A 26627-nucleotide genomic window follows, 5' to 3' on the forward strand; every position below is an offset into this window, starting at 1 on the left:
CTACCCTTCCAACCGCACGCGCGGATCGATCACGCCGTACAAAATGTCGATCACGAGATTGAGCAGCACGTACATGACCGCCATGGTCAGGACAAAACCTTGCACCGGCGCGAAGTCCGACGAGATCAGCGCTTCCACCGCGTAGGAGCCGATGCCGGGCCATGCGAAGACTTTTTCCACCAGCACGTTGGCGCCGAGCAGGAACGAGAACACCATGCTGAGCGTGGTGATCACGGGCAGCATCGCATTGCGGAAGGCGTAAGTGACGATCACGGTCGACGGTGACAGGCCGCTGGCGCGCGCGGTGCGGACGAATTCGGACGCGAGCACCGCCAGCATCGAGGCGCGTGTCATGCGTGCGATCGGCGCCAGCGAGAAGATCGCCAACGTCGTCGCCGGCAGGATGAGCTGGCTCAGCGCCGAGCGGAACGCTTCGAGATCGCGCGCGATCAAGGTGTCGATCAGATAGAAGCCGGTCACCGTCGGCGGCGCGCTGTAGAACACGTCGAGCCGGCCGAGCGGCGCAGGCGACCAGCCGAGCCGGAAATAGAAGACATAGACCAGCACGAGGCCAGTGAAGAACACCGGCAGCGAGACGCCGGCTGTCGTCGTGATGCGACATAAGTGATCGACCCACGATCCCGGCCGCGTCGCGGCGAGCACGCCGAGCGGAATGGCGATGACGACGGACACGATGAGGCCGAGCAGCGTGAGTTCAGCCGAGGCCGGCAGGCGGTTGCGGATCTCGGCCGCGACCGGCTGTCCTGTCGTCAGCGAGTTGCCGAAATCGCCGTGGGCGAGGTCGTTGGTGTAGCGGAAGAACTGCTCGATCAGCGGCTTGTCGAGGCCGAGTTTTTTCCGGATCTGCTCGACGGCTTCCTTCGTCGCAGCGGGGCCGGCGAAGTAGGCGGCGGGATCGCCCGGCAGCGCGCGCGTCAGCAGGAATGTGACGATGACGACCCCGATCAGCGAGGGAATCGCAAACATCAGGCGCTTGCCGATCATGGTGAGCATGGGGTGCTCCTGCGCTGCGTATGGGAACGAGATCGTGCGGCACGTTCGGCTGCGTTCCCTCCCCCCTTGTGGGGGAGGGCTAGGGAGGGGGGTGGCTCCGGGAGAGGTCTGAGTTTGTGGCTACCCCCCTCCCTGCCCCTCCCCCACAAGGGGGGAGGGAATGAGGGAGCGGTGGCAGCCTCACTCCAAGAGCTGAAAGACACGGCCAGATCGCACGCACGCACGACACCTCACCCCTTCGCCAGCGCGCGATAATCGAGCCTCCGGTGGAACCAGTATTGATAGCCGCTGATGTTCTTCTGCATCGCGACGTTGACGAAGGGCTGGTACAGCGGGATGCGCGGGATGTCGGTGAAGGCGAGATCGACGAAGCCCTTCACGTCGGCATCGTAAGTTGACTTGTCGCCGGCCGCGGCGGCGGTGCGGGCGCCGTCGATCAGTCTGTCCATCTCCGCCGACTTGTAGCTCATGGTGTTGAAGACGGAATTGTTGCCGTGATAGCACCAGTAGAAGAAGTACTCGGGGTAATCGAGCCAGCCCGAGAACACATTGGTGAAGAGCGGCATCTCCTTCTTGTTCAATTCGGTGCGCCAGTTGGCGCCGGGCACCTTGTTGATGGTGGTCTTGATGCCGATCTGCGCGAGGCTCTCCTGCACCAGCACGCAGAGCGGCTCGTTGACGCCGGCAAAATTGAGGTCGAACGAGATCGTGGTCTCGAAGCCGTTCGCATAGCCCGCCTCCGCCAGTAGCGCCTTCGCCTTGTCCATGTCGGTGTTGTATTTATGCGGCTGCGGCCAGGCGACCTCGGTCGCCTTGTCCTTCGGCGCGCCGAACATCGGGTTGGCGAGGCCGAACATCACGGCGTCCATGATCTTCTGATAGGGCAGCGCGTAGGCAACGGCCTGGCGCACCTTCGGATTGTCGAAGGGCGGCTTGGTGACGTTCATGCCGATATACTGGATGCCGTTGGAGAACGGCAGCGACACCACGTTGAGCTTGCCGTTGGCTTTCATCTCCTGAAAGTCCTTGTTCGGCAGCTCATAGGAGATGTCGGCATCGCCGCGCTCCAAGAGCGCGCGGCGGTTGCCGGCCTGCGGCACCATGCGCCAGATCACGCGCTTGATCTTCGGCAAGGGGCCACCGACCCAATCCTCGTTGCGCTCCATGATCACTTCGGTGCCCGCGGTCCACTTCGTCACCTTGTAGGCGCCGGAGCCCGCGGTCTGCTGCTTGGTGAATTCGAGGCCCCAGGGGTCCTTCTCGCTGGCATTCTTCTTCACGAGCTCGGAGTTGACGATGCAGGGCACGATCACGGCGAGATCGGGAATCGTCAGCTTGTCCTTTTTCAGGAAGTCGACGCGCACCGTGTGGTCGTCGATCACGACGAACTGTTCGGGCTTGGTCAGCGAGCCCGCGCTCATCTGGAACGTCGGAAAGCCGCCGACGCTGACGGCGCGATCGAGCGACCACTTCACGTCCTTGGCGGTAACGGGCGCCCCGTCGTGGAATTTGGCGTTCTTCTTCAGCTTGAAGGTGACCGACATGTCGTCGATCCTAAACTCCTCGGCGAGCTCGCCCTTGAACTTGTCGCGGTCGTAATAGGGCACCCCGCCGGGGCCGCTCTTCATCTCGTGGCTGATCAGGCGGTCGTAGCAATTCCAGGACACCTCATAGCCGGGCACGTTGGTGCCGACGCCGTGGATGTCGAGATTGTTGGGGCCGCCTTCCGAGACGATCAGCAGCGTCTCGGAGCGGGCGTCGGCATAGGCTGAGGAAATCACCTGTGGCATCGCCGGAAGCGCCGCTCCGGCGGCCAACCCGGAAACGGACTTGAGGAAATCGCGGCGCTTCATGAAATCGCTCCAACTCAAAGTTCTTGGTTGGAACCGGATTCGCAAAGTTCGTGCCAAGGCTTAACGGGTATTTACAATCAAGTTAATGAACTGATATCGCTTATGAAATGTCGATTTAGGCGCGTCGTGGCCTTCGTCTCGATCTCCCGAGATTGCATACAAAGATACAGATTTGCCTATTCAATGGGCTGAATTTGATTGGCGCCCGCCCGATAAGCACGGCTGTCATTCCAGGGCGATGCGCAGCATCGAGCCCGGAATCCATCGGGCGGCAGCACGCGCAGGATCATGGATTCCGGGCTCGCCGCTCCGCGGCGCCCCGGAATGACGGAGAGAGGCGGGGCCGGCGCTGACCGGCCTCAACCCGCCCAGATCAGCTCCTGCAGCTCGACCAGGTCATCCGCCTGCTCCTGCCAGCCCGCGATGCAGATGTGGCTGTTGAGGTCGCTGGCGCGGTGCAGCAGCATCAGGGCCATCAGCCGGCGCTTCAGCGTATAGTCGAGCTTCGTATAGCCAAAGCCTTCGAGCAGGCTCTTCACCCTCCCCGGCCGGCCCGCCGCCATGAACGCGCCGGGGCCGAGCAGGTCGTAATCGCGCCATCCCGCCAGCACGTCGCCGAAGTCGAACAGGCCTTTGAGCGACCACTGGCCGTCATCGCAGGCGAGCAGGAAGTTCTCCGGGATGTACTCGCCGACCAGAAAGACCGGCGGCGCATCCATCGGAATGAGCTTTTCCGCATCGCGCAGGAGATCGTCGAGGCCTTTGAGGAATTTCGGCGCGAGGCCGAGGCGCGTGTGCCGGGCACGGCAGCCTAGCATCTGCGCACGCATGAAGTCGTCCCAGCGCGGCTCGATGTTCGCCAGCGGTCCGAGCGGGACGCGCTGGACGCTCGCGATGGTCTCGCCGATCTGGCGCAGCAGGCGCTCCTTCTGCGCTTCGGGCAGATGCGGCCAGACCTCCGAGCCGAGCGTGCCGGCAAGACGGGTGATGACGAGATAGGGCCAGCCGTCTCGCGTTCCTTCGGCGACGATCTCGGGGATCGGCAGATCGAGATGGCCTTTGAGCTGCATCAGCGAGCCGCGCTCGGAGACGAATTGTGCGTGCAGCAGCGGCGGGAAGATTTTCAGGATCAGCGTCTCGCCGAGACCAACCACGAGGTTGGTGCCGGTCGCAAACACATGCGGCGCGCTGATGTCGAGATCGTGGCTGCGCGCGATGTCGAGGGCGATCGGCAGCCATTGCGAGGACGCGGAGCGAAAGGCGCGAAAGCTTTCGGAGTCGGTGAAGGCCGGCAGTGTTTGCGATGGAGCGATCGTCATTCAGGTGTTTTTTTGTTGATTCAGTGCGAGCCAAGAAGACGGTGCACCTCTCCCGCTTGCGGGGGAGGTCGGCGCGTTCCGGGCGATGCGAAGCATCGTCCCGCGCCGGGTGGGGGCTCTTTCCTCTAGGGGATTATCCCGTTGTGGAGACACCCCCACCCCAACCCTCCCCCGCAAGCGGGAGAGGGGGCGCACCTCACTCGAGGTCGCAGCGGTGTCCAATCGCAACATGCATTACCGCTCCGGACTTGCCCGCTCGAACTGGCGAAGCAGCTTGTTGCCGCGCTCGACGGCGGAATCCAGCGCGGCTTGCGCGCTCTTCTGGCCGGCGAACGCCTGCTCCAGTTCGTCCTCGATCGCGCCGCGGATCAGGACGAAGGAGCCGAGCCGGATGCCCTTCGAGTTCTCCGTCGGCGGATTGAGCGTGATCTCCTCGAACGAGATCGCCGAGCCCGGATTGCGCTCGTAAAAGCCCTGCGCGCGCGTCAGCTCGGACGCGGCGCGGGTGATCGGCAGATAGCCGGTGTTCTGATGCCAGGCGGCCTGCACGCCGGGCTGCGACAGATAGGCGAAGAACCGCGCCACGCCCTTGTATTCCTCGCGCGGCCGGTCGCGCAGCACCCACAGCGTGGCGCCGCCGATGATCGAGTTCTGCGGCGCGCCCTTCACGTCGGGCCAATACGGCATCATGCCGTAGCCGATCTCGAATTTCGAATTCGCTCTGATGTCGGCGCGCGTCGCCGAGGAGCCGATGAAGATGCCGCATTCGCCCTTCTGAAAGCGCGGCTCGGCCGCTTGGCCGCGGCCGCCATAGTCGAACAGTTTTGTCTTTTGCCATTCGGCGAGCTGGGCGATGTGCATCACCACGACCGGATTGTTGATGGTCAGCTCGGCGTCGAGCCCGGCAAAGCCGTTGCCGCGCGTCGCCAGCGGCAAATTATGGAAAGCGGAGAAATTCTCGACATGGATCCAGGACGGCCAGGACGTGGTGAAGCCGCACGCCGCACCGCGGTCGCGCAGGCGCTTTGCGGCCGCGCCCAATTCCGGCCAGGTCTTCGGCGGCGCCTCCGGATCGAGGCCGGCGTCGCGGAACATAGTTTTGTTGTAGTAGAGGATCGGCGTCGAGGAGTTGAACGGGAACGACAACAGATTGCCGGCCGCGTCGGTGTAATAGCCGGAGACCGCGGGCAGGTAATCGGTCAGCGAGAACGGCTCGTGCATGTCCCGCATCAGGCTGAACACCGGATAGATCGCGCCCCTGGCCGCGGTCATGGTGGCGGTGGCGACCTCGTTGACCTGGACGATGGCGGGCTGGCTGCGCGAGCGGAAGGCGAAGATCGCGGCGGTCACCGTCTCGGTGTAGTTGCCCTTGTAAGCGGGCACGATGCGGTAATCGGACTGCGAGGCGTTGAAGTCCGAGGCGAGCTTTTCCAATTGCCGCCCAAGCTCGCCGGACATGGCGTGCCACCACGCGATGTCGGTGGCGGCGCGCACGGGCGCGGCCAATGAGAGAGCCGCCAGGGCGGCGACGAGCTGCAAAAGGCGCAATGCTGAAGTCACGATGGCGCTTCCCATGCCGCACGACAAAGGCGGCTGCCCTGCTTAAGGCGCGGCATTTGCGGTTTCAACCGGGAATGAACGCCGGCCGCGCCGCACAATTACACGGCCGCGCCGGGCGGGATGGCCTTCCCCCGACCATCTGCTAGATTGCATTGAACCTTTTGCTCCCGCCATAGACTCCACCACTGAGGGGTTGAGTGTGCCAAGGTTGAGCCGTGCCGAACTCTCGCGGACCGGAGTGATCGTCGTCGCGCTTCTGCTTGCCGTCTGTGCGACGGGCGCCGTTGCACGCGAATTTCGCTCCGCCGATACCCAGACCGAGGATTACCCGACCGTCCAGGCGCTGCGCTACATGGGCGCGCTGATCGCCGAGCGCAGCGGCGGCCGCCACGAGATCAAGGTGTTCCACTCCCGCCAGCTCGGCGAGGAAAAGGAGACCATCGAGCAGACCCGGGCCGGCGCGATCGACCTCAACCGGACCAACGTGGCGCTGATCGGCAACTTCGTGCCGGCGATGAACGTGCTCGCCATGCCGTTCCTGTTCCGGTCCATCGAGCACATGCAGAAGGTGCTGGACGGGCCGATTGGCAGCGAGATCCTGAACAGCTTCGAGCCCTATGGCTTCGTCGGGCTCGCCTTCTACGATTCCGGGGCGCGGTCGATCTACAACGGCGCCCGCCCGGTGAAGACCATCGCGGATCTCAAGGGATTGCGGATCCGGGTGCAGCAGTCGGAGTTGATGAGCCAGATGATCCGCTCGCTCGGCGCCGAGCCGGTCGAGATGCCCTATGGGCAGGTGCTCACCGGGCTCGCCAACCATCTGATCGACGGCGCCGAGAACAACTGGCCATCTTTCGTGACGACGGATCATTACACGCACGCCGGGCATTATACGCTCACCGAGCACACGATGAGCCCGGAAGTGCTGGTGATCTCGCTGAAGGCCTGGCAGAGCCTGTCGCCGGACGACCAGAAGATCTTCCGGGAGGCCGCGCAGCGCTCCAGCCGGTTCATGCGCGAGAAATGGCGCGACCTCGAGGAGCAGTCGCAGCGCAAGGCGCAGGAAGCCGGCGTCACCATCATCAGGGAGATCGACCGCAAGCCGTTCGAGGACGCGATGGCCCCGATCTACGCCAAGGCCGGGCGCGATCCCGCCGCGGCCGCGCTGATCGAACGTATTCGCAAGGTGGAGTGAGCCGCGTTGGCTGCACTTGGACATACCGAGCACGCAGACCGGCCGTCCGGCCCGATCGGACGGCTGCGCGCACGGCTGGTCGGCGTGCTTCGGGCGGTGCCGATCCGCTGGCGCATCCTGTCGATCGCCGCGCTGAACTCCGCCGTGGTGGTGGTGCTGGTGGGGATGATCTGGAACGGCGCGCAGGTGCTGGGCTCGGCCTGGGACGACGTGCGCCAGGTGCGCGAATCCGACCGCATCCTGGCGCTGCTCGAAAGCGAGACCGGGCGCCTGCACAATCTGATCCACCGCTACATCAACCAGCCGAGCCCCGACCTGTTCGCCGAGATCCTGCTGCTGCGCGAGGCGGTACTGGGCACGCTGACCAACCGCGCCGCCAAGGACCCGATGCTGTCGGGCTCGGTCGAGGAGCTGGAGCGCACCACCGACCGCTTCCTCAACGGCTTCGGCGAGCTGCGCAGCGTGCAGGCCACCATTGCCAAGACCTATGAGGACCAGGTGCAAGGCCCGGCCAGGGACATGGCCGGCCTCTATTCCATCATCGAAGGCGCCACCGGCCATCGCGACGCCCTGATCTGGCCATCGCTCGGAAAATCCCGCGAGGCCTTCACCGCGATGCTGGTGGCGGCCAATTCCTACTATCTGTCGCTGTCATCGGGCGCGGCCGACGACGCGCGCCGCAACACCGAGACGATCGAGAAGACCATCCCCGTGATGATCGATCTCGCCGACAACGACCTGCAGAAGATGGCCTTGCGGCGGCTCGGGGCCCGCACCGCCGCACTGCGTGAGGGCTTTGCAAAGCTCTCCGAGCAGCTTGCCAGCCGCACCGAGCTGCTCCGCAACACCATCGACGCCAGCCAGGCCGAGGCGATCGGCGCCATCGACGACCTCTCCACCAAGATGCGCAAGCGCGAGCAGAAGGCGCAGGAGACCTTCGACCGCACGCTGGCGGATATTTCCCGCCGTGTCCTTTCCATTGCGGTGATCTTCCTCGGCATCATCCTCACCGCCGGCGTGATGATCGCGCTGTCGATCCGGCTGCCGCTGCAGCAGATCATGGCGGCGATGCGCGCGATCACGCTCGGCGATCTCGACCGCGAGGTGCAGGGCACCAAGGCCCGCGACGAGGTCGGCGCCATGGCGCGCGCGGTGGAGGTGTTCCGCGAGAACGCGATCGCGAAGCGGCAGACCGAGGACGAGCTGCGCGCGTCCAAGGAGAAGGCCGAGAGCGCGCTGCTCGAGCTCAATACCGCACAGCAGAATTTGATCGATGCCGAACGGCTGGCGGCGCTCGGCGGCCTCGTCGCCGGCGTCGCGCACGAGGTCAACAATCCGATCGGCATCAGTCTGACGGTGGCTTCGAGTTTTGCCCGGCGCAGCGAGATCTTCGAGGCCCAGCTCAAGGGCGATGGGGGCCTGCGTCGCTCGCAGCTGGAGGAATTCGTGCAGTCCTCACGCGACGCCTCGCAGCAGCTGGTCGCCAATCTGCAGCGCGCCGGCGAGCTGATCCAGTCGTTCAAGCAGGTCGCGGTCGACCGCTCCCATGCGGAGCGGCGGCAATTCTCGCTCAGCGAGGCCACCGACCAGATCATCGCCAGCCTGCGCCCGGTGCTGAAGCGCTCGCCGATCACGCTCCAGGTCGACGTGCCCGAGGGGCTGCTGCTCGACGGCTATCCCGGCTCCTATGGCCAGATCCTGACCAACCTCTTCCTCAACGCCGCCAACCACGCCTTCGCCGACGGGCGCGCCGGCACGATCATCATCTCGGCGCGGCCGCGCGGGGCCGACGACGTCGAGCTCATCTTCACCGACGACGGGGCCGGCATGACCTCCGACGTGCAGCGCCAGGCCTTTGACCCTTTCTTTACCACCCGGCGCAATGAAGGCGGCACGGGACTCGGGCTTCATATCGTCTATAACCTCGTCACCCAGCAGCTCGGCGGGCGCATGATGCTGGAATCCAAGCTGGGACAAGGCACCACTTTTCGCATTATCATGCCCCGGGTCGCCAAGGGCGGCGCGCAAAGCACAGAAAGTGACGGGACTTCTCAATGGCCGAACAGGACGATGTCCTCCACCTGATCGACGATACCGGTACCGCGTCGGAGGATGCCAACGCCCGGAAATGGAAGATCGCCGTCATCGACGACGATCCGGCCGTGCATGACGGCACCCGCTTTGCGTTGTCCGACTACAGCCTCAACGGCCAGAGCCTGGAGATCCTGTCGGCCTATTCCGCGGCGGAAGGCCGCAAGCTGATGGCCGAGCACAGCGACATCGCCGCCGTGCTGCTCGACGTCATCATGGAGACCGACGTCGCCGGCCTCGAGCTGGTCGAGTTCATCCGCAACGAGATCCGGAACGAGACGGTGCGCATCATCCTGCGCACGGGACAGCCCGGCCAGGCGCCCGAGCGGCGCGTGATCGTGCAGTACGACATCAACGACTACAAGGCCAAGACCGAGCTCACCGCCGACAAGCTGTTCACCTCGCTGACCGCGGCGCTGCGCTCCTATCAGCAGCTCGAGCGCATGGTGCAGACACGGCGCGGGCTCGAGATCATCATCGACGCGGCCTCGACGCTGTACGACTTCAAGTCGATGCAGCGGCTCGCCGAGGGCGTGCTGACCCAGCTGGCCTCGCTGCTCAACGTCGATTGCGCCGGTATACTGGTCTTGCGCGACAATGGCGGCATCGACCCCGAACTCTCGGTCCTCGCCGGCAGCGGCTGCTATAGCCGCTTCATCGGCACCACGACGTCGAAGGCGCTCGACCCCGAACTGCGCGAGATGGTGGAGGCCGCGTTTCAGCGCCGCAAGAACGAATTCGCCGACCACCGCAGCGTGATCTATTTGCGCACCGGGTCCGGCCGCGAGGTGGTAGTGCTGCTGCAGGCCGAGCGCGAATTGTCCGAGACCGACCGCTCGCTGGTCGAGATTTTCTCCTCGAGGCTCTCGATCGCCTTCGACAACGTCATCCTCTATCAGCAGCTTCAAGCCGCCAATACCCAGCTGGAGGACCGCGTCGCCCAGCGCACCCGCGCGCTGATGCAGGCCAACCGCCGCCTCTCCGCGCAATGGCTGCGGCTGCAGCGCGCCAACGGCTTCAAGAACGAGATTTTGGGCACGGTCGCGCACGATCTGAAGAACCCGCTCGGCGTCATCCTCGGCCGCACCGAGATGCTGAAGGAGCTGATCTCGACCTGCGCCTCGGAAAACGGCGTGGTCGCCCAGGTCGACCACATCCGCGACGCCACCAAGCGCCTGACCACGATGGTCGACCATCTGATCTCGGACGCGATGGCCGATGCCTTCGACATCACCATCCGCCGCGAGCCGGTCGACGTCGCCGCCCTGGTCAAGGAGGTCGCCGAGGCCAACCAGCCGCTCGCCGTCAACAAGCAGCAGGCGATCAGCGTCGCCGCGCCGGCCAACATCGTCACCATGTGCGACACCGACCGCATCCGCGAGGCGATCGACAATCTCATCAGCAACGCCATCAAATACTCACCGATCGGCGGCAAGATCGACGTGGTCGTCAGCCACGAGGGCGGCGACACCGTCGTCCGCGTCAGCGACGAGGGCGCCGGCCTGTCGCCGGAAGATCTCGGCCGCCTGTTCGGCCGGTTCCAGCGGCTGTCGGCCAAACCGACCGCCGGCGAGAGCTCGACGGGACTTGGGCTCTCCATCGTCAAGCGTATCGTCGACATGCATGGCGGCGAGGTGACCGCCGACAGCGAAGGGCCCGGCAAGGGCTCGACCTTCACCATCACCCTTCCCCCGACCGAAATGCCGTGACGTAGAGACCATGACCCAAAGCCAGCACATCATGATCGTCGACGATGAAGCCCCGGCCCGGGAGATGGTCGGCGATTATCTCAAGATGCACGGCTTCACCGTGACGCTGTGCGACGGCGGCAAGTCCTTGCGCGCCGCGATCCAGGGCAGCATGCCCGATCTCGTCGTGCTCGATCTCAACATGCCCGAGGAAGACGGCCTCTCGATCATCCGCGACCTCAAGAGCCGCATCAACGTGCCCGTCATCATGCTGACGGCAACCGCGAGCCCGATCGACCGCGTGGTGGGCCTCGAGCTCGGCGCCGACGATTACGTGGCCAAGCCCTGCGAGCTGCGCGAGCTGATGGCGCGCATCCGCTCGGTGCTGCGGCGGAGCGTGCCGGCCAAGGCCGCAGCGCCTGATGCGGCGGCGGCGAAATCCGACAAGGAGCAATTGGTACGGTTCGGGACAAAGTGGCTCGATCTCGAAGCCCAAGCCCTGCGCGACGACGAGGGCAACGAGCATCCGCTGACCGCCTCCGAGTTCGGGCTGTTGAAGGTGTTCGCGGCCAATCCGAAGCGCGTGCTGTCGCGCGAGCGCTTGCTGGAATTGGCTAACGCGCGCGACGCCGAAGCCTTCGACCGCGCCGTCGACCTGCGCATCATGCGCATCCGCCGCAAGATCGAGCCCGATCCGGCCAAGCCCGCCGTGATCCGCACCATCCGCGGCGGCGGCTATCTGTTCTCGCCGGCGGGCGAGAAGGCGTAAGCCTCACACTCCGCCGTCGTCCCGGACAAGCGCGCCCTTGGGCGCGCGCAGATCCGGGACCCATAACCCCAGGCCGTGGTTTGGCGTGAAAGCGCCCACTCCGAGTCCCCGGAACCACTCCTCCCTTTGGGTATGGGTCCCGGGTTCGCTTCGCGCCCCGGGACGACAGTCTGGCGCGACCGAACGCAAGTCACCAAGATTCGTTCCGTGGCGCCCCCGTCCGCCTCAACACCCCTATCCCCGTATTTTCCGTACATTGAAATTCCACGACTTTTCGTCCCGAATGTTTCGTCGCCATCCCTCCGACGAAACAATTTGGCGGCGCACGAAACCATTTTCCCCTTTTCGTGCAGACGTCCCGAAACGTTGGCTCATTAACACTTTGGTCCAAGGAAACGCCGCTCGGTTGCGGCGCTACGGGGAGCCAAGTCAATGCGGAACGTCATCGCCATCAACGCCCAGGCCAGCCAGAGCATCATCGCCGCTCAGGCGACTTCGGACGACATGCTTCTCGAGAGCATTGCCGACGGCAACCGGACGTCGATGCATATCCTTTATTGTCGGCACAGCGTGCGGGTGTACCGCTTCATCCTGCGCATCGTGCGTGACGCCACCGCGGCGGAAGACCTCGTCAGCCAGGTGTTCCTGGACGTGTGGCGGACCGCCGGCCAATTCCAGGGCCGATCCCAGGTTTCGACCTGGCTGCTCTCGATCGCCCGCTTCAAGGCGCTGACTGCGATGCGCCAGCGCCGCTTCGAGGACATCGACCAGGAGGACGTGCGGCAGATCCCCGACGATTCCGATACGCCGGAGACCTCGCTCGACCGCAGCGACACCAGCGCCATCCTGCGCGCCTGCGTGCAGAAGCTGTCGCCCGCGCATCGCGAGATCATCACCCTCGTCTACTACCACGAGAAGTCGGTGGAGGAGGTCGGGCAGATCATCGGCATCCCCCAGAGCACGGTGAAGACGCGGATGTTCTACGCCCGCAAGCAGCTGGCCGAATTGCTTAAGGGCTGCGGCGTCGAGCGCTTCGCTGCCTGAGGCCAAGGATTTCAAAGGGATAGGGCCGCCGATCTGGCCCTCTCCCGGGACACGGAAGTGTTACCGCCGACGAAACAATTGAAACAAAGCACAACATCAGGCGGAAAAACTTCCCCCTATAAAGCTCACATACGGTTTCGTTAAACCTCCCAAGGACTCCACGACCCGGACGGGATGCCCCCCTCCGGGTCGTTTTGTGTTTGGCGAGCCGTGACGTGGGCATTGCGACCCCCGCTGGGTCCTCCATCGTCATGGCCGGGCTTGACCCGGCCATCCACGCCTTCGGCGCGGCACCAAGAACGTGGATGCCCGGGACAAACCCGGGCATGACGACCTGAGGTGAAAATTGCCCCCCGTCACGAAGCCGTGACGCTCTGTAACGATCCACGCATCCCGCCCGAACTGCCCTCGTGACCTCCTTCACGAGTGCCCCATGCTCGAACTCTCCTTCGCCGTTCTTGCCGGCATCCTCACCATCGCCGCGCCCTGCACGCTGCCGATGCTGCCGATCCTGCTCGGCGCCTCGATCGGGCGCGCGGGACATCTGCGCCCGGCGATGATCGCGCTCGGCTTCGTCGTTTCCTTCTCCGCGGTCGCGCTGCTGCTCGGTGCGCTGACGCGGCTGTTCGATTTCGATCCGAACGTGCTGCGTGAAGCCGCCGCGATCCTGCTGCTCGGCTTCGGCCTCTTGATGCTGTGGCCGGCGCCGTTCGAATGGCTGTCGAGCCGGCTCAATGGCTGGCTCGATCTCGGCAATTCCGGCGCTACCCAGCGCGAGGGCGCGCTCGGCGGGCTCATCCTCGGCACCACGCTCGGCCTGGTCTGGACGCCCTGCGCCGGCCCGGTGCTCGGCTCGATCCTGACGCTGGTCGCGACCTCGAAGAATCTTGCGTGGGCCGGCACGCTGCTGATCGCCTATGCCATCGGCGCCGCGATCCCGATGCTGGCGATAGCCTATGGCGGGCAGGCCGCGACCACACGGGTGCGCAGCCTTTCGCGGATCTCGCCGCGGCTGCAGCAGGGCTTTGGCATCGTCGTGATCGCCTTCGCGGTCGCCGCCTATTTCCAATACGACACGCTGATCGTGGCGTGGCTCACCGGCTTCTATCCCACCGGCCAGATCGGCCTGTGATCATCCCTCATCGTCACCGGAGGACGCTTCCATGACTTTCAGACTGCTCGCCGTCTCCGCCGCCCTGATCGGCTTCACCGTCACCGGCGCCGTCATTCCCGGCATCTGCGACGAGGCTGCGCGCGCGACCCCCGTCGTCACCGCCGCCGCAAGCCAGCAGACCGCGCCGGATTTCGTCGGCCTCACCAACTGGTTCAACTCGAAACCACTGAACATGGCCGACCTCCGCGGCAAGGTCGTGCTGGTCGATTTCTGGACCTATGGCTGCGTCAACTGCGTCAACACGCTGCCGCACGTCACCGAGCTCTATGCGAAATACCGGGATAAGGGCCTCGTCGTGGTCGGCGTCCACACGCCGGAATTCCCGTTCGAGCGCTCGGCCTCCAACGTGCAGGCGGCGCTGAAGCGCCACGGCATCACCTATCCGGTGGCGCAGGATAACGATTCGAAGACCTGGAACGCCTACCGCAACCAGTATTGGCCGGCGCAATACATCATCGACCAGACCGGCAAGATCGTGTTCCAGCACGCCGGCGAAGGCCGCTACGACGAGATCGACCGCACCGTGGCCAAGCTGCTGAACGTCAATGGCTGAGTGCGGCACGCGCGGCTCCCTTGTTGCTTGACTCCACGGACCCGTCCGTGGAGTTTCGCGACAACGCAATCAGCCGCCCGCAATGGACGACACGCCCCTCAACAACGACATCCGCCTTCGTGAAGGCGCCTCGATCGCACAGCGGCTGGTGATGTCCGCTTTTGCGGCCGCCGTCGCGCTGTGCTTCACGCCGGGCCTGTTCACGCACGACACTCTGGAAATCGTCATATCGGTGGTCGCGCTGCTGGTGGGCGCGGGGTTCGTCGTCGGCATCATGATGGCGCCGGCGGTGGTGTGGATCATCACGGCGAACGAGATCCTGATCGGGCGGCAAAGCCCGTTTGGGAAGCTGCGCACACGCATCGTCGCGAAGGACGACATCACGGCATTGCAGGTTCCCGGCAACAAGCGGGTGAAGGCCCGCTTTCAACTCGTTTTCACGCTGACCTCGGGGGAACGGCTGACGTCGCCGCCGATCTCCGACGTCACGCATGTTCATGACACCGTGGCCCGGATCGCCACGCAATTCGACGTTACCAATGTCGAGGAACCCGTCAATCCGCTCGATGCCAGCAATCCCGAGATGCATCTTGGCGACCCTCTCGAGGCGTTTCCCGCACGGGACATCCGCATCGTCGCGTTGATCGCCGTCGCGTTGTCCGCTGTGCCCTACGCCTACAAGCTCTGGCGCGGATGGCCGCCCAGCCATGTCGATATCCTGCTGCTGCCGCTCGGCGCGCTCGCGGCGTTCGCCGTGCATCGCTATGCGAACCTCGTCACCGGCGCGTTCTGGATCATTCGCGAGCACGATATCCGCATCGAACGCCTGTGGGGCGACGGCACGCCGCGCGCGGACCAGATCGAAGGGCACGACGTGAAGACGATCACCGTCGAGCGCCGCGGCCGGTCCGAGGACGAGCACTGCATCGTCACGATCCGGTTGCACTCGGGGCGAAGGTTTCGCAGCCCGCGGATCGGCTCGCGGGTGGAGGCGCGCGCGGTGGGGACGGAGATCGTGCGGCGGCTGGGGATCGCTGCGGAGAGCAATAAGATCTAGCCGGCGTCTAGCGCCAGTTGTCGAATTTGATCTCACCGCGAGTTCGGTCTGAGCCTCTCCCGCTTGCGGGAGAGATCGCGCCGAAGGCGCGGGTGAGGGCTCTCTCCTCTGAGGGAGTCTCCCTGGAGGCGAAACCCTCTCCCCAGCCCTCTCCCGCAAGCGGGAGAGGGAGCTCACCTCCCGAGCGGTGACAAACTATGCTTTTCGCGCCATCCCCTGTTTGTGGCATTGCGAGGACCCCGTCAAAAAACCAAAGCATTCTCGTGACATATCAGGGTGGCGCGCCATCAACTTGCCATGAACATGCCCCTCAGGTTTGATGGTTCCGAATGATTTGCGCCGTGGCAGTGGGGAGAGCTTGAAATGACGGATTTTCGTCGCCTGACCGGGACGTTCGTGGCCGCGATCGGCCTGATCCTGTCCGCACCACATGCCATCGCGCAGCAGCCTGATCGCGGCGACGAGCCGGGTCTGGTCGCCGACGATGGCTACCAGCTCGAGCCGGAATGGCAGAAGCAGGTGGTCTATTTCCGCACCACCGAGACGCCGGGCACCATCATCATCTCCACGGCCGAGCGCCACCTTTACCTGGTGCAGCCGGGCGGGCGCGCGATCCGCTACGGCATCGGTGTCGGCCGCGACGGTTTCCAGTGGCAGGGGCTGGTGAACATCACCAACAAGAAGGAGTGGCCGGACTGGACGCCGCCGCCGGAGATGATCCAGCGCCAGCCCTATCTGCCGCGCTTCATGGCAGGCGGCCCCGGCAATCCGCTCGGGGCACGCGCCATGTATCTCGGCACCACCGTCTACCGCATCCACGGCACCAACCGTCCTGACACGATCGGCACCAAGGTGTCCTCGGGCTGCTTCCGCCTCGTCAACAACGACGTCGCCGATCTCTACGACCGCGTTCCTGTCGGCACCAAGGTGGTGATCCGGCAGAAGCCCGAGCTCTGAGGTTTTTGATCCGGGCATGGTCCTCCGGACCATGCTCGTCGCCTTCCCTCCCAATTCCTTTTCCCGATTTTTCGAGAGAGCAACATGATGCGCACTTTTCGTGGCGGCCTGCTGATCGGGCTCGCGGTCGCCGTGCTAGTCGCCGTTCTGGCCATCATCTATGAATTCTACGACACCCGCACGCTGAAGCGCACCGTGCGCCGCGGCGAGGTGCTGTGCGGCGTCAACAAGGGGCTGCCGGGCTTCTCGTACTCGGAAGACAACAAGAACTGGGCCGGCTTCGACGTCGATTTCTGCCGCGCGGTGGCCGCGGCGATCTTCAACGACCCGGGCAAGGCGAAGTTCATTCCGCTCGATGCCAGCGAGCGCTTCAAGGAATTGCAGAGCCGCAAGGTGGACATCCTCTCGCGCAACTCGACCTGGAGCATGGCGCGCGAGCTCGACTACGACCTCTATTTCCCCGCGGTCGCCTATTACGATGGCGCCGGCTTCATGCTGCCGCGTTCGCGCAACAAGGAGACCTCGCTGGACCTGACCGGCAGCAAGGTCTGTGTCCAGGCCGGCACCACGACGGCGCTCAACGTCGCCGATTACTTCCGTGCCAACAACATGAAGTATGACGAGGTGAAGTTCGACAAGCTCGACGAGGTCGTGAAGGCCTACGACACCGGCAAGTGCGACACGTTCTCCGCCGACGTCTCCCAGCTCTACGCGCTCAGGCTGAACCTGGCGAAGCCGGCCGATCACATGATCCTGCCGGACATGATCTCCAAGGAGCCGCTCGCCCCCGTGGTGCGCCAGCGCGACGACGACTGGATGATGATCGTGAAGTGGACGCTCTATGCGATGATCAACGCCGAAGAGCTGGGCGTCACCTCGGAGAACATCGACGAGGCCCTGAAGTCGAAGAAGCCGGAAGTGATGCGCCTCGTCGGCACCGAAGGCAATTACGGCGAGCAGCTCGGCCTCACCAAGGACTGGGCCGTCCGCATCATCCGCCACGTCGGCAATTACGGCGAGATGTACGAGCGCAACATCGGCGAGAAGTCGAAGCTGAAGATCCCGCGCGGCATGAACCAGCTGTGGAACGCGGGTGGCGTGCAGTACGCGCCGCCGATGCGGTAGGCCTCACGCGTGTCGTCCCGGCGAACGCCGGGACCCATACCGCGTGATTTATCGACAAGCGCAGGTGACCGTACCGCGGGAAGGCTCTTTAACCACGAGCCTTCGCCAAACTACTCCCTGGGGGTTATGGGTCCCGGCTTTCGCCGGGACGACATCGAGATTGAGGCGACGCTGCACGCTTTTACTCGCCCTCGCCTCAATACCCCCGCGCCCGCGCCAGCTGCTCAGTGTGGTAGTTGGCATCCCCAAACAGCTCCTCGCAGACCCGCGCGCGCTTCATGAAGAAGCCGATGTCGAACTGGTCGGTCATGCCCATGCCGCCATGCATCTGTACGCCTTCCTGGACCGCGCGGGTGGCGGTGGTGCCGGCGCGGGCTTTTGCCACCGCGACGGCTGACGTTGCCTTGGCAACATCGGTATCCAGCGCCTGAAGCGCCTTCATGGTGGCGGCGCGGGTGATCTCGATGTCGACATAGAGCTCGGCGGCGCGATGCTGCAGCGCCTGGAATTCGCCAATCAGCTTGCCGAACTGCTTTCTGTTCTTGAGATACTCGACGGTGCGGTTGAAAACCTCTTCGCTGAGGCCGACCATTTCAGCTGCGACCGCGCCACGGCCGATGTCGAGCACGCCGTCGAGCAGCGCGGCGCCCTGATCGACCTCGCCGAGCACGCTGTCGGCATTGACCTCCACATTGGCGAGCTCGATCCGCGCCGCATTGTGCGAATCGACCATGATGGTGCGCTCGATCGCGACGCCCTTGGCCTTGGGGTTGACCAGGAACAGCGTCAAGCCTTCGCGCTCGCCGGCGATGCCGGCAGTGCGCGCGGCGACGATGAGCAAATCGGCAACGTGGCCATCGACGACCAGCGCCTTGGCGCCGGAGAGCTTGAACCCGTTGCCGGAGCGCACGGCCTGCAGGTTGGTCTGGAGCGGACGATGCTTTGCGCCTTCGTCGATCGCGAGCGTCGCGAGCAGCGACCCGCTCGCGATCTTCGGCAGATATTCCGACTTCTGCGCAGCATTGCCGCCGCGGTTCAGCGCCGAGGCCGCAACCACGCTGGTGGCAAGGAAGGGCGACGGCATCAAGGTGCGGCCGATCTCCTCCATCACGACGCCGGCCTCGACATAGCCGAGCCCGCTGCCGCCGAATTCTTCCGGCACCAAAAGGCCGGCGAAGCCCATCTCGGCGAAGGAATGCCAAAACTCCTTGGAGAAGCCGGTGGGGTCTTTGCTGTCGCGCAAATGGCGCAGATGCGACACCGGCGCCTTGTCGCTGATCAGCCCGCGCGCGCTATCGCGGAGCATCGATTGTTCTTCGGTGAGGACGAGGGCCATGTGCGTGTTTCCGATTCGAAAATCTATCTGTCGTCGTCATTCCGGGATGGCCCGAAGGGCCAGGCCCGGAATCCATAATCCCGATCGGGAGTATGGATTCTCAGATGCGCAATTGCGCATCTTAGCTCGCGCTCCGCGCGCCCCGGAATGACGGGTGGTGAGAGTGCGCCTCACGCCCCCGGCAAATCCAGGATGCGCTTGGCGACGATGCCGAGCATCACCTCGCTCGTGCCGCCTTCGATCGAGTTGGCCTTGGTGCGCAGCCAGGCGCGCGGGCGGGCGCCCTGCTTGGAGCGCTCGCTCTCCCATTCCAGCGCATCGGCGCCGCCGGCCGACATCAGGATCTCGTAGCGGCGCTTGTTGAGCTCGGTGCCGTAATATTTCATCGCGGAGGAGAACGCCGGATGCGCCTGTCCCGCCTTGGCGAGATCGACGGCGCGCTCGGCGCACGCCGCAAGCGCGGCTTCATCGACGTCGAAGCTGGCGATCTTGCCGCGCAGCATGGAATCATCGAGCCGCCCCTGCGCATCGGTGCCGACGGAATCGGCCGCGATCTGACCGAGCGGACGGCCGACGCCGCGCTCGCCCATGCCCGAGATCATCGCGCGCTCATGCTGCAGCAGGTATTTCGCAACGTCCCAGCCGCGGTTGACGGTGCCGACCACATGCGATTTCGGCACGCGGACGCCGTCGAAGAAGGTCTCGCAGAACGGCGAGTAGCCGGAGATCAACAGGATCGGCTTGGTCGTCACGCCTTTCGAGGTCATGTCGAACAGGATGAAGCTGATGCCGTCATGCTTCTTCGCAGCGGGATCGGTACGCACCAGGCAGAAGATCCAGTCGGCGTAGTTGGCGTAGGAGGTCCAGATCTTCGAACCCGTGATGACGAAATCGTCGCCGTCGCTCTCGGCGCGGGTCTGCAGCGAAGCAAGGTCGGAGCCGGCGTTCGGCTCGGAATAGCCCTGGCACCAGCGGATCTCGCCCGCGGCGATCTTGGGCAGATGCTCCTGCTTCTGCGCGTCGTTGCCGTATTTCAGCAGCGCCGGCCCGAGCATCCAGATGCCGAAGCTCGACAGCGGCGGACGCGCGCCGATTTTTCCCATCTCCGCGCGCAGCACCTTGTGCTCGGCGGCGCTCAAACCGCCGCCGCCATATTCCCTGGGCCAGTCAGGCACGGTCCAGCCCTTGTCGCGCATACGTTCGAACCAGATGCGCTGCGGCTCGGACGAGAACTTGGCGTTGCGTCCGCCCCAGAACACGTCGGCATCCGACGTCGCGGGCTTGCGCATTTCCGGCGGGCAATTGGCTTCCAGCCAGGCGCGCGTCTCAGCGCGGAATGTTTCGAGATCGGCGGTCTCAGAATCGCTGGTTTTGGATTCAGACATTGGTCGTTTCCATCAATCAAAATCGACTTGTTGGGCGCGACTCTGGGCCAAGCTCCCGCGGAATTCAACCACTTCCGCGAGCCGCATTCCGCTATAGTCGCGACCAAGACGGTGCTTGAAAACAAAGAGGAAACGACGATGCGCCTGAAACTTCTTTCGCCTGGCGAAATGAACGAGAGCCAGCGGCAGACCTACGACGAGTCGATTGCCGGCAAGCGCGGCAAGCCGCCGGCGCCGATGATGGCCTGGCTGAGCAGCCCCGACATGGCGCGCCACGCCACGCGGCTCGGCGAGGTGCTGCGCTACGACACGATATTTCCCGCAAAGCTTTCGGAGATTGCGATCCTGGTGACGGCGCGGCACTGGACCGCGCACTACGAATGGTACGCGCATAAACGGCTGGCACTGGCGGGCGGCATGGATCCTGAGATCATCGACGCGATCCGCGACCGCCGCACGCCCGAGTTCGACGATCCCAGGGGCAGGATGATCTACGACGTGGCCAAATCGCTGCACGAGGGCCACGGCGTCGAGAAGGGCCTCTATGATGAGGCGGTGAAGCTGCTCGGCGAACGCGGCGTGGTCGAGGTGATCGGCCTGTGCGGTTACTACACGATGGTGTCGATGACGCTGAACACGTTCGAGTTCGGCCTGCCGGAGGGCGAGGTGTCGGAACTGGCTTAATTTCCGTTCCTGATGCGCAATTGCGCATCAGGAAACGCTGGGTTTCGGGATCGGCCGTAGCAGAGCCCCGCAGCCCGCCTTATGTGCATGCTTTCAACGGAGCATTCCCATGTCGCAAAGCCCAGCCGTCGCCGCCGGCACCAGGATCGGCCACGTTCACCTCAAGGTCGCCGATCTCGATCGCGCGCTCGGCTTCTATTGCGGCGTGCTCGGCTTCGAGCTGATGCAGCGCATGGGTTCGGGCGCGGCCTTCATCTCGGCCGGCGGCTATCATCACCACATCGGGCTCAACACCTGGGAAAGCAAGGGCGGCTCGCCGCCGCCGCCCGGCACGACCGGTCTCTATCACACCGCCATCCTCTATCCGACGCGCGCCGCGCTCGCCGATGCGCTGCACCGCGTGCGCTCGGCCGGCATTGCGCTGGATGGCGCCAGCGATCACGGCGTCAGCGAGGCGCTGTATCTGCGCGATCCGGATGAAAATGGCGTCGAGCTGTATAGGGACAAGCCGAGGGAGCAATGGCCGTTCGGGCCGGATGGCAAGCTCGCGATGGTGACGAAGCGGCTGGATGTGGAGGGGTTGTTGAGGGATCGGGAAACGTGATGCCTTAGGGTGGGTTAGGCGAAGCCGTAACCCACCATGTCTCAGCGAATGCGGGGCGAAGTTGGCGGATTACGCTTCGCTAATCCGCCCTACGAAACCTGTTTCCCCGCACCATGATCAACGCCGCGGCCGCCACTTCCAGCGCGATGCAGAGATAGAACGGCAGCGCATAACCGCCGGACCAATCGCGCAGAAAGCCGACGATTCCCGGACCGAACGCGTAGGTCACCTGGTTGATCGCGGTGTTGAGGCTGATCAGCACGCCGAACGACGACGAATCGAACTCCTGCTGCACGATCAGCGACGGCAGCGTGATGAGGTTGCCGACGGAGAAGCCGAACACCGCGCAGGCCGCGATCAGCACGTAGTCGTTGTGGAGGTTGATGACGACCAGAAGCGCCGCGGCCTGGCTGAGGAACGACAGCGCGGAGGCCAGCCGCTGGTTGAGACGATCGATCACCAGCGAGAACAGCACGCGGCCGACCACCGCCATCGCAGTCAGCACCGCGACGGCGACAGCGGCGCGCTCGCGGCCGATCACGGGATCGAGGAACGAGATCAGATGCACGATGAAGCCGACCTGCGCGAACAGCACCAGCGCAAACGCAATCGTCACCGTGAGGAAGCCGACGTCGCGCAGCGCCCATGCGCGGATCTGCGTCGATGATTGCGGGTTCGCCTTGGCCGCCGCGTGCCAGCCGTGGTGATCGGGCGGGCGGCCGACGAGAACAAGGATCACTGGCAGCAGCAGCACCAGCATGGCGCCGGCGGCGGCATACATCGCACTGGCAAAGCCGACATGGCCGATCAGGGTCACCAGCAGCGGCACGCCGACGATGCCGCCGAAGCTGGCGCCGTTCAGCGCCAGGCTGATCGCCATGCCGCGCTTGTGGTCGAACCACAGGCTGATCGTGTTGGTGATCATGGCGAGGCTGGTGCCGGCCCAGCCGAAGGCGAGCACGGCATCGGCGAGATAAAGCTGCCAGGGCTCGCGCACGGCGCCGATCGCAACGCTAGCTGCCGCCATCGCCAGCGTGCCGGCGATCAGGCAGAGGCGCGGGCCGTATCTCCTCACGGCTTCGCCGACGAACACGACGAGCAGCGCGCCGAACAGATAGAAGAACGTGGTGCCCGATGAGATCAGCGTGGTCGGCCAGCCCCGCGCGCGCTGCAGCTCGGCGACATAGACGCTCTGGCCGTAGAAGCCGAGCCCCCAGCCGAAGGTCGCAAGCAGGAAGCAGACCGCAACGATGCGCCAGCCTTCGTAACGCAGGGAGGATTCGTCGATCGCTGGCTGTTGAGGATTGTCGAGCATGCCGCCTACTCCCGTCATGCCCGGGCATAGCCGTCTGAAGGACGGCGTCGCTTCCGCTCGCCTATGCCCGGGCATACACGTTCTTCGATCCGCGTCCCTAAGACGTGGATGGCCGGGACAAGCCCGGCCATGACGAACATCTAAATAGCCCTCGCCAAAAAATCACTTCGACCTGGATCGAAGTATCAACATTGCTGACAATCTCCTGCCAGTCAAATCGCGTCCGGGAACTCGCCCATCGCCGCCTCCAGCCGCGCCTTGCGACGGCGGGCCCAGGAAACCAGCGAGAGCACGGCAAGACCGAGAACGACCGGCGGAAACACCACCAGGTTCACCGCCGACCAGCCGTAATTGGCGAGCAATTGCCCGGAGGAGAACGAGCCGATCGCCATCATGCCGAACACCAGGAAATCGTTGAAGGCCTGCACCTTGTTGCGCTCCTGCGGCCGGTGCGTCTCCAGCACCAGCGCGGAGGCGCCGATGAAGGAGAAATTCCAGCCGACGCCGAGCACGATCAGCGTGGCCCAGAAATGCATCGCGGTGAGCCCGGAGAGGCCGATGCCTGCAGCGCCGGCCTCCAGCAGCAGGCCTGCTGCCACGATCTTCGGCGCACCAAAGCGGGCGATCAGCGCGCCCGTGAAGAAGCTCGGCCCGTACATCGCGACGATGTGCCATTGAATGCCGAAATTGGAATCGGACACGGACAGGCCGCACATCTTCATGGCGAGCGGCGCCGAGGTCATCACCAGATTCATCATGGGATAGGAGATGATGCCGCACAGCGCCGCCGCGACGAAGCGCGGCTGCGTCACGATCGTGAGCAGCGGCCGGCCGCCATGCAGATCGGCCGGCGCGGGCTTGGGCATGTCGACGCCGGCGACGATGCCCATCGCGATCAGCGCCACGGCGGCCTGCACCAGGAAGCTGAAGGCGAACAGATAGGGCTGCCAGACGTCCATGGTCCATTGCACGAGCTGCGGACCGAGCACGCCGGCGAACACGCCGCCGGCCATCACCCAGGACACCGCCTTGGGCCGGTAGGCCGCGCTGGCGCCATCGGCAGCGGCGAAGCGATAGGACTGCGCGACGGAGCCGTAGAGGCCGCCGAGGAAGGTCGCGATGCAGAACAGAGCGAACGAGCCGTGCAGGATCGCGAACGAGCCGAGCACGCCGGTGAGCGTGCCGAGGCCCGTGCCGATGACGAAGGCCACGCGGCGGCCGAAACGGCGCGAGATCGCGCCGGTCGGCAGCGTGCCGGCAGCAAGTCCGACCACATACATCGAGATCGGCACGGTTGCGAACGACATGTCCGGCGCGAGCGTGGCCCCGACGATCGCGCCGGTGGCGAAGATCACGGCCGAGTTGGCGCCCGTCAGCGCCTGGGCCGCGGCCAGGCGCACCACATTGGCGCGCACGCGGGCGTCGTCGGCGATCTCATGGGCAGAAGTCACGTCAAGCATCGGCTTTTTCTGCCCGAACGGGCTCGAGGGCTGGTTGATTCCCGGCACTATGGAGTGACGCGAGTGGCCGGGCAACCGGCGCAAACGGGCGCAGGCCATGCCTCTGACGCAATCGGTGCGATGATAGCGGGCCGCGCGCTTGACGGCTTGCGCTCGATCAAATCCTATCGCCGCGACTTCTGGGAGTTTCGTTCATGACCGTCGACGACAGGCCTACACTCAGCGCTCCCGACGACGATCCCTGGCTGTGGCTGGAGGAGATCGAGGGCACGCAAGCGCTCGATTTCGTCGAGCGGCAGAACAGCCTGACGCTCCAGGCGTTCGGTGGCAAAGCCTTCGAGCACGACCGCGACATCCTCGCAGCGATCTATGATCGCCCCGACAACATTCCCTATGTCAGCCGGCGCGGCAGCGACCTGCACAATCTCTGGAAGGACGCCGCCAACCCGCGCGGCCTGTGGCGGCGGACCACGCTGACGGAGTTTCGCAAAGCCGGTCCTGCGTGGGAGACCATGCTGGATATCGACCAGCTCGCAGCGCGCGAAGGCGAGGACTGGCTGCTGAGCGGGATCGCCACGACACCGGGAAGCTCGCACGCCATCTTGAGCCTGTCGCGCGGTGGCAGCGACGCCGTGACGTTGCGGGAATTCGACCTCGTTACGAAGAGCTTCGTCGCCGACGGCTTTACACTGCCGGAAGCCAAGGGCGGCGCGGACTGGCTCGATGCCGACACGTTGCTGCTGTCGAGCGCGCATGGCGAGGGCATGGTGACGGACTCCGGATACTCGCGGACAGTTCGCCTGTGGCGGCGCGGCCAGCCGGTCGATCAGGCTGAGGTGATCATCGAGACCACCGCCGATCACATGATGATCTATGGCGGCGCCGACGACACCGGACCTGAGCCGCGGGTCTGGATCGTCGAGCAGATCGACTTCTTCAATCACGCGGTCTGGCTGCGCGATGCCGCCGGTCGCATGACCAAGCTCGATCTGCCGACCGGCATCTGGCTGCAGGCCCATGGCGACTGGTTCGCGATGAAGCTGCGCAAGGACTGGACGGCCGGCGGGCGGACCTACGCCACCGACACCGTGCTCGGCATCTCACTCTCGGCATTCCTGAACGGCAGTCGCGATTTTGCGGTGCTGTTCGAGCCGGCGCCGCGGCGCGCTTTGCAAGGCCTGTTCTGGGCTGCGGGCAAGCTCGTGCTGTCGATCCTCGACGAGCTGCGTCCGCGCTTTGAGACCTTCACGCCGTCGGCCACCGGCTGGAGCCGCGAGACGCTTGGCGGTCTGCCCGAGATCGGCGTCGTCGACGTCTGGCCGCTCGATCGTCATCCCAGCGAGAGCAATGGCGATCTGCTCGCCAATGTGCAGGATCCGCTCACCCCGCCGTCGCTGCTGCTGATCGAGCGCGGTGTCGCAAGCCCGGTCGTGCTGAAGCAAGCGCCGAAGACGTTCACCGCCGACGGGCTCGTGGTGACGCAGCACGAGGCGGTCTCGATCGATGGCGAGCGCATTCCCTATGTCCAGACCGGCCCGGGCGGCGAGACCGGCGATGCGCCGGTCTATATGAGCGCCTATGGCGGCTTCGCCCATTCGGTGAAGCCGTACTACAACGCCTCGCTCGGCAAGCTCTGGCTGGAGCGCGGCGGCACCGTTGTGCAGGCGAACTTACGCGGCGGCGGCGAGTTCGGCACGCGCTGGCACGATGCCGGCCGGCTCGCCGGCAAGAAACTCTCGCATGACGATTTCGCCGCGGTCGCGGCCGATCTCGTCCGCCGCGGCGTGACGAGCGCAAAACGGATCGCGGCCCAGGGCGGATCGAACGGCGGCATCCTCATCACCAACATGCTGGTGCGCTACCCCGAGCGCTTCGGCGCGCTGTTCTGCACCATCCCGCTGATCGACATGCGCCGCTACACAAAACTGCTCGCGGGCGCGAGCTGGATCGCGGAATATGGCGACCCCGACAAGGCCGAGGAGTGGGAGTGGCTCAAGACCTACTCGGCCTATCATAATGTGAAAGCCGGCCAGACCTATCCGCCGATCCTGATCGCCACCACGCGGCGCGACGACCGCGTTCATCCCGGCCACGCCCGCAAGATGGCGGCAAAGCTGCAGGCCATGGGTTACGAGGCCTGGTTCTACGAGCCGGAAGCCGGCGGCCACGGCTACGGCAAGGACAACAAGGAGCGCGCCGGCTTCGAGGTGCTCGGTTTTCGGTTCTTGAAGGAGAAGATCGGGTGGGGGGATGGGGAGGCGTAGGAGTAACCCCGCCTCAAGGCTACGATCGATCGCGACGTAAGGCGGCCACCGTTCTCTCGTTCCCTCCGCCCTTGCGGGGGAGGGGCAGGGAGAGGGGTACCACACGGGGACTCTCTCGATTTGCGCGCGCGGCACGATCGCGGATGGATGGACCATTTGCTGGGCCACCCCTCTCCCCCG

At 64.9% G+C, this 26627-nt stretch carries 21 protein-coding genes; 13 read left to right on the forward strand and 8 right to left on the reverse strand.

What is annotated here, in order from left to right; all coding sequences use genetic code 11:
* The 4 genes from CIT37_RS39120 to ugpB form a co-directional block, all read right to left on the reverse strand.
* Positions 1–1014, reverse strand: a complete 1014-nt coding sequence (locus CIT37_RS39120; protein ID WP_028139730.1) for an ABC transporter permease — start codon at positions 1012–1014, stop codon at positions 1–3.
* A gap of 230 nt (positions 1015–1244) precedes the next feature.
* Positions 1245–2867 carry an ABC transporter substrate-binding protein gene (locus CIT37_RS39125; RefSeq protein ID WP_095425013.1) on the reverse strand — a complete coding sequence of 541 codons (1623 nt, stop codon included), beginning with the start codon at positions 2865–2867 and terminating at the stop codon, positions 1245–1247.
* A 359-nt stretch (positions 2868–3226) separates the two neighbouring features.
* Positions 3227–4186: an aminoglycoside phosphotransferase family protein gene (locus tag CIT37_RS39130; protein WP_095425012.1), complete on the reverse strand. Its 960-nt coding sequence runs from the start codon at positions 4184–4186 to the stop codon at positions 3227–3229.
* A gap of 234 nt (positions 4187–4420) precedes the next feature.
* Positions 4421–5761: a sn-glycerol-3-phosphate ABC transporter substrate-binding protein UgpB gene (gene ugpB / locus CIT37_RS39135; RefSeq protein WP_095425011.1), complete on the reverse strand. Its 1341-nt coding sequence runs from the start codon at positions 5759–5761 to the stop codon at positions 4421–4423.
* Between the two features lie 184 nt (positions 5762–5945).
* Here ugpB and CIT37_RS39140 point away from each other — a divergent pair, with 184 nt between their 5' ends.
* The 10 genes from CIT37_RS39140 (at position 5946) to CIT37_RS39185 (ending at position 17399) form a co-directional block, all read left to right on the forward strand.
* On the forward strand, positions 5946–6941 hold the full coding sequence (locus CIT37_RS39140; protein ID WP_095425010.1) for a TRAP transporter substrate-binding protein: 996 nt from the start codon (positions 5946–5948) through the stop codon (positions 6939–6941).
* Positions 6942–6947: 6 nt separating this feature from the next.
* Positions 6948–9026: a sensor histidine kinase gene (locus CIT37_RS39145; protein WP_244611340.1), complete on the forward strand. Its 2079-nt coding sequence runs from the start codon at positions 6948–6950 to the stop codon at positions 9024–9026.
* Positions 8996–10741 (forward strand): ATP-binding response regulator, encoded by a 1746-nt coding sequence (locus CIT37_RS39150; protein WP_095425009.1) that lies wholly within the window; start codon positions 8996–8998, stop codon positions 10739–10741. Before CIT37_RS39145 ends, CIT37_RS39150 begins: the two co-directional genes overlap by 31 nt.
* A 10-nt stretch (positions 10742–10751) precedes the next feature.
* Positions 10752–11489, forward strand: coding sequence for a response regulator (locus CIT37_RS39155; RefSeq protein WP_028139723.1), 738 nt, complete (start codon positions 10752–10754; stop codon positions 11487–11489).
* A 432-nt stretch (positions 11490–11921) separates the two neighbouring features.
* On the forward strand, positions 11922–12533 hold the full coding sequence (locus tag CIT37_RS39160) for a sigma-70 family RNA polymerase sigma factor (protein WP_018316842.1): 612 nt from the start codon (positions 11922–11924) through the stop codon (positions 12531–12533).
* A gap of 433 nt (positions 12534–12966) precedes the next feature.
* The gene (locus tag CIT37_RS39165) at positions 12967–13665 is read left to right on the forward strand and encodes a cytochrome c biogenesis CcdA family protein (RefSeq protein WP_095425008.1); all 699 of its coding nucleotides are present in this window, start codon (positions 12967–12969) and stop codon (positions 13663–13665) included.
* Positions 13666–13696: 31 nt separating this feature from the next.
* On the forward strand, positions 13697–14260 hold the full coding sequence (locus CIT37_RS39170; protein ID WP_095425007.1) for a thioredoxin family protein: 564 nt from the start codon (positions 13697–13699) through the stop codon (positions 14258–14260).
* An 82-nt stretch (positions 14261–14342) separates the two neighbouring features.
* Entirely contained in the window at positions 14343–15317 is a 975-nt protein-coding gene (locus tag CIT37_RS39175; protein ID WP_095425006.1) for a hypothetical protein, read from the forward strand.
* 363 nt (positions 15318–15680) lie between these two features.
* Positions 15681–16274, forward strand: a complete 594-nt coding sequence (locus tag CIT37_RS39180) for a L,D-transpeptidase (RefSeq protein ID WP_028139719.1) — start codon at positions 15681–15683, stop codon at positions 16272–16274.
* An 87-nt stretch (positions 16275–16361) separates the two neighbouring features.
* A complete protein-coding gene (locus tag CIT37_RS39185; RefSeq protein ID WP_028139718.1) occupies positions 16362–17399 on the forward strand; it encodes an amino acid ABC transporter substrate-binding protein in 1038 nt (345 codons plus the stop codon).
* Between the two features lie 196 nt (positions 17400–17595).
* On the opposite strand, the gene CIT37_RS39190 is transcribed toward CIT37_RS39185, so the two are convergent.
* Positions 17596–18735, reverse strand: coding sequence for an acyl-CoA dehydrogenase family protein (locus tag CIT37_RS39190; RefSeq protein ID WP_095425004.1), 1140 nt, complete (start codon positions 18733–18735; stop codon positions 17596–17598).
* A gap of 170 nt (positions 18736–18905) precedes the next feature.
* Positions 18906–20120 (reverse strand): acyl-CoA dehydrogenase family protein, encoded by a 1215-nt coding sequence (locus CIT37_RS39195; protein WP_095425003.1) that lies wholly within the window; start codon positions 20118–20120, stop codon positions 18906–18908.
* A gap of 138 nt (positions 20121–20258) precedes the next feature.
* On the opposite strand from CIT37_RS39195, the gene CIT37_RS39200 reads away from it, so the two are divergent.
* A complete protein-coding gene (locus CIT37_RS39200) occupies positions 20259–20804 on the forward strand; it encodes a carboxymuconolactone decarboxylase family protein (protein ID WP_095425085.1) in 546 nt (181 codons plus the stop codon).
* A 109-nt stretch (positions 20805–20913) separates the two neighbouring features.
* Positions 20914–21408, forward strand: a complete 495-nt coding sequence (locus CIT37_RS39205; protein WP_095425002.1) for a VOC family protein — start codon at positions 20914–20916, stop codon at positions 21406–21408.
* 79 nt (positions 21409–21487) lie between these two features.
* On the opposite strand, the gene CIT37_RS39210 is transcribed toward CIT37_RS39205, so the two are convergent.
* Together CIT37_RS39210 and CIT37_RS39215 are read right to left on the reverse strand one after the other, a co-directional pair.
* Positions 21488–22723, reverse strand: a complete 1236-nt coding sequence (locus CIT37_RS39210; protein WP_095425001.1) for an MFS transporter — start codon at positions 22721–22723, stop codon at positions 21488–21490.
* 212 nt (positions 22724–22935) lie between these two features.
* Complete coding sequence (locus CIT37_RS39215) at positions 22936–24183, reverse strand: MFS transporter (RefSeq protein ID WP_028139712.1); 1248 nt, start codon at positions 24181–24183, stop codon at positions 22936–22938.
* Between the two features lie 194 nt (positions 24184–24377).
* On the opposite strand from CIT37_RS39215, the gene CIT37_RS39220 reads away from it, so the two are divergent.
* Positions 24378–26447, forward strand: coding sequence for a prolyl oligopeptidase family serine peptidase (locus CIT37_RS39220; RefSeq protein ID WP_095425000.1), 2070 nt, complete (start codon positions 24378–24380; stop codon positions 26445–26447).
* Positions 26448–26627 lie beyond the last annotated feature (180 nt).

The sequence above is a fragment of the Bradyrhizobium ottawaense genome (assembly GCF_002278135.3).
Taxonomy (GTDB): Bacteria; Pseudomonadota; Alphaproteobacteria; order Rhizobiales; family Xanthobacteraceae; genus Bradyrhizobium; species Bradyrhizobium ottawaense.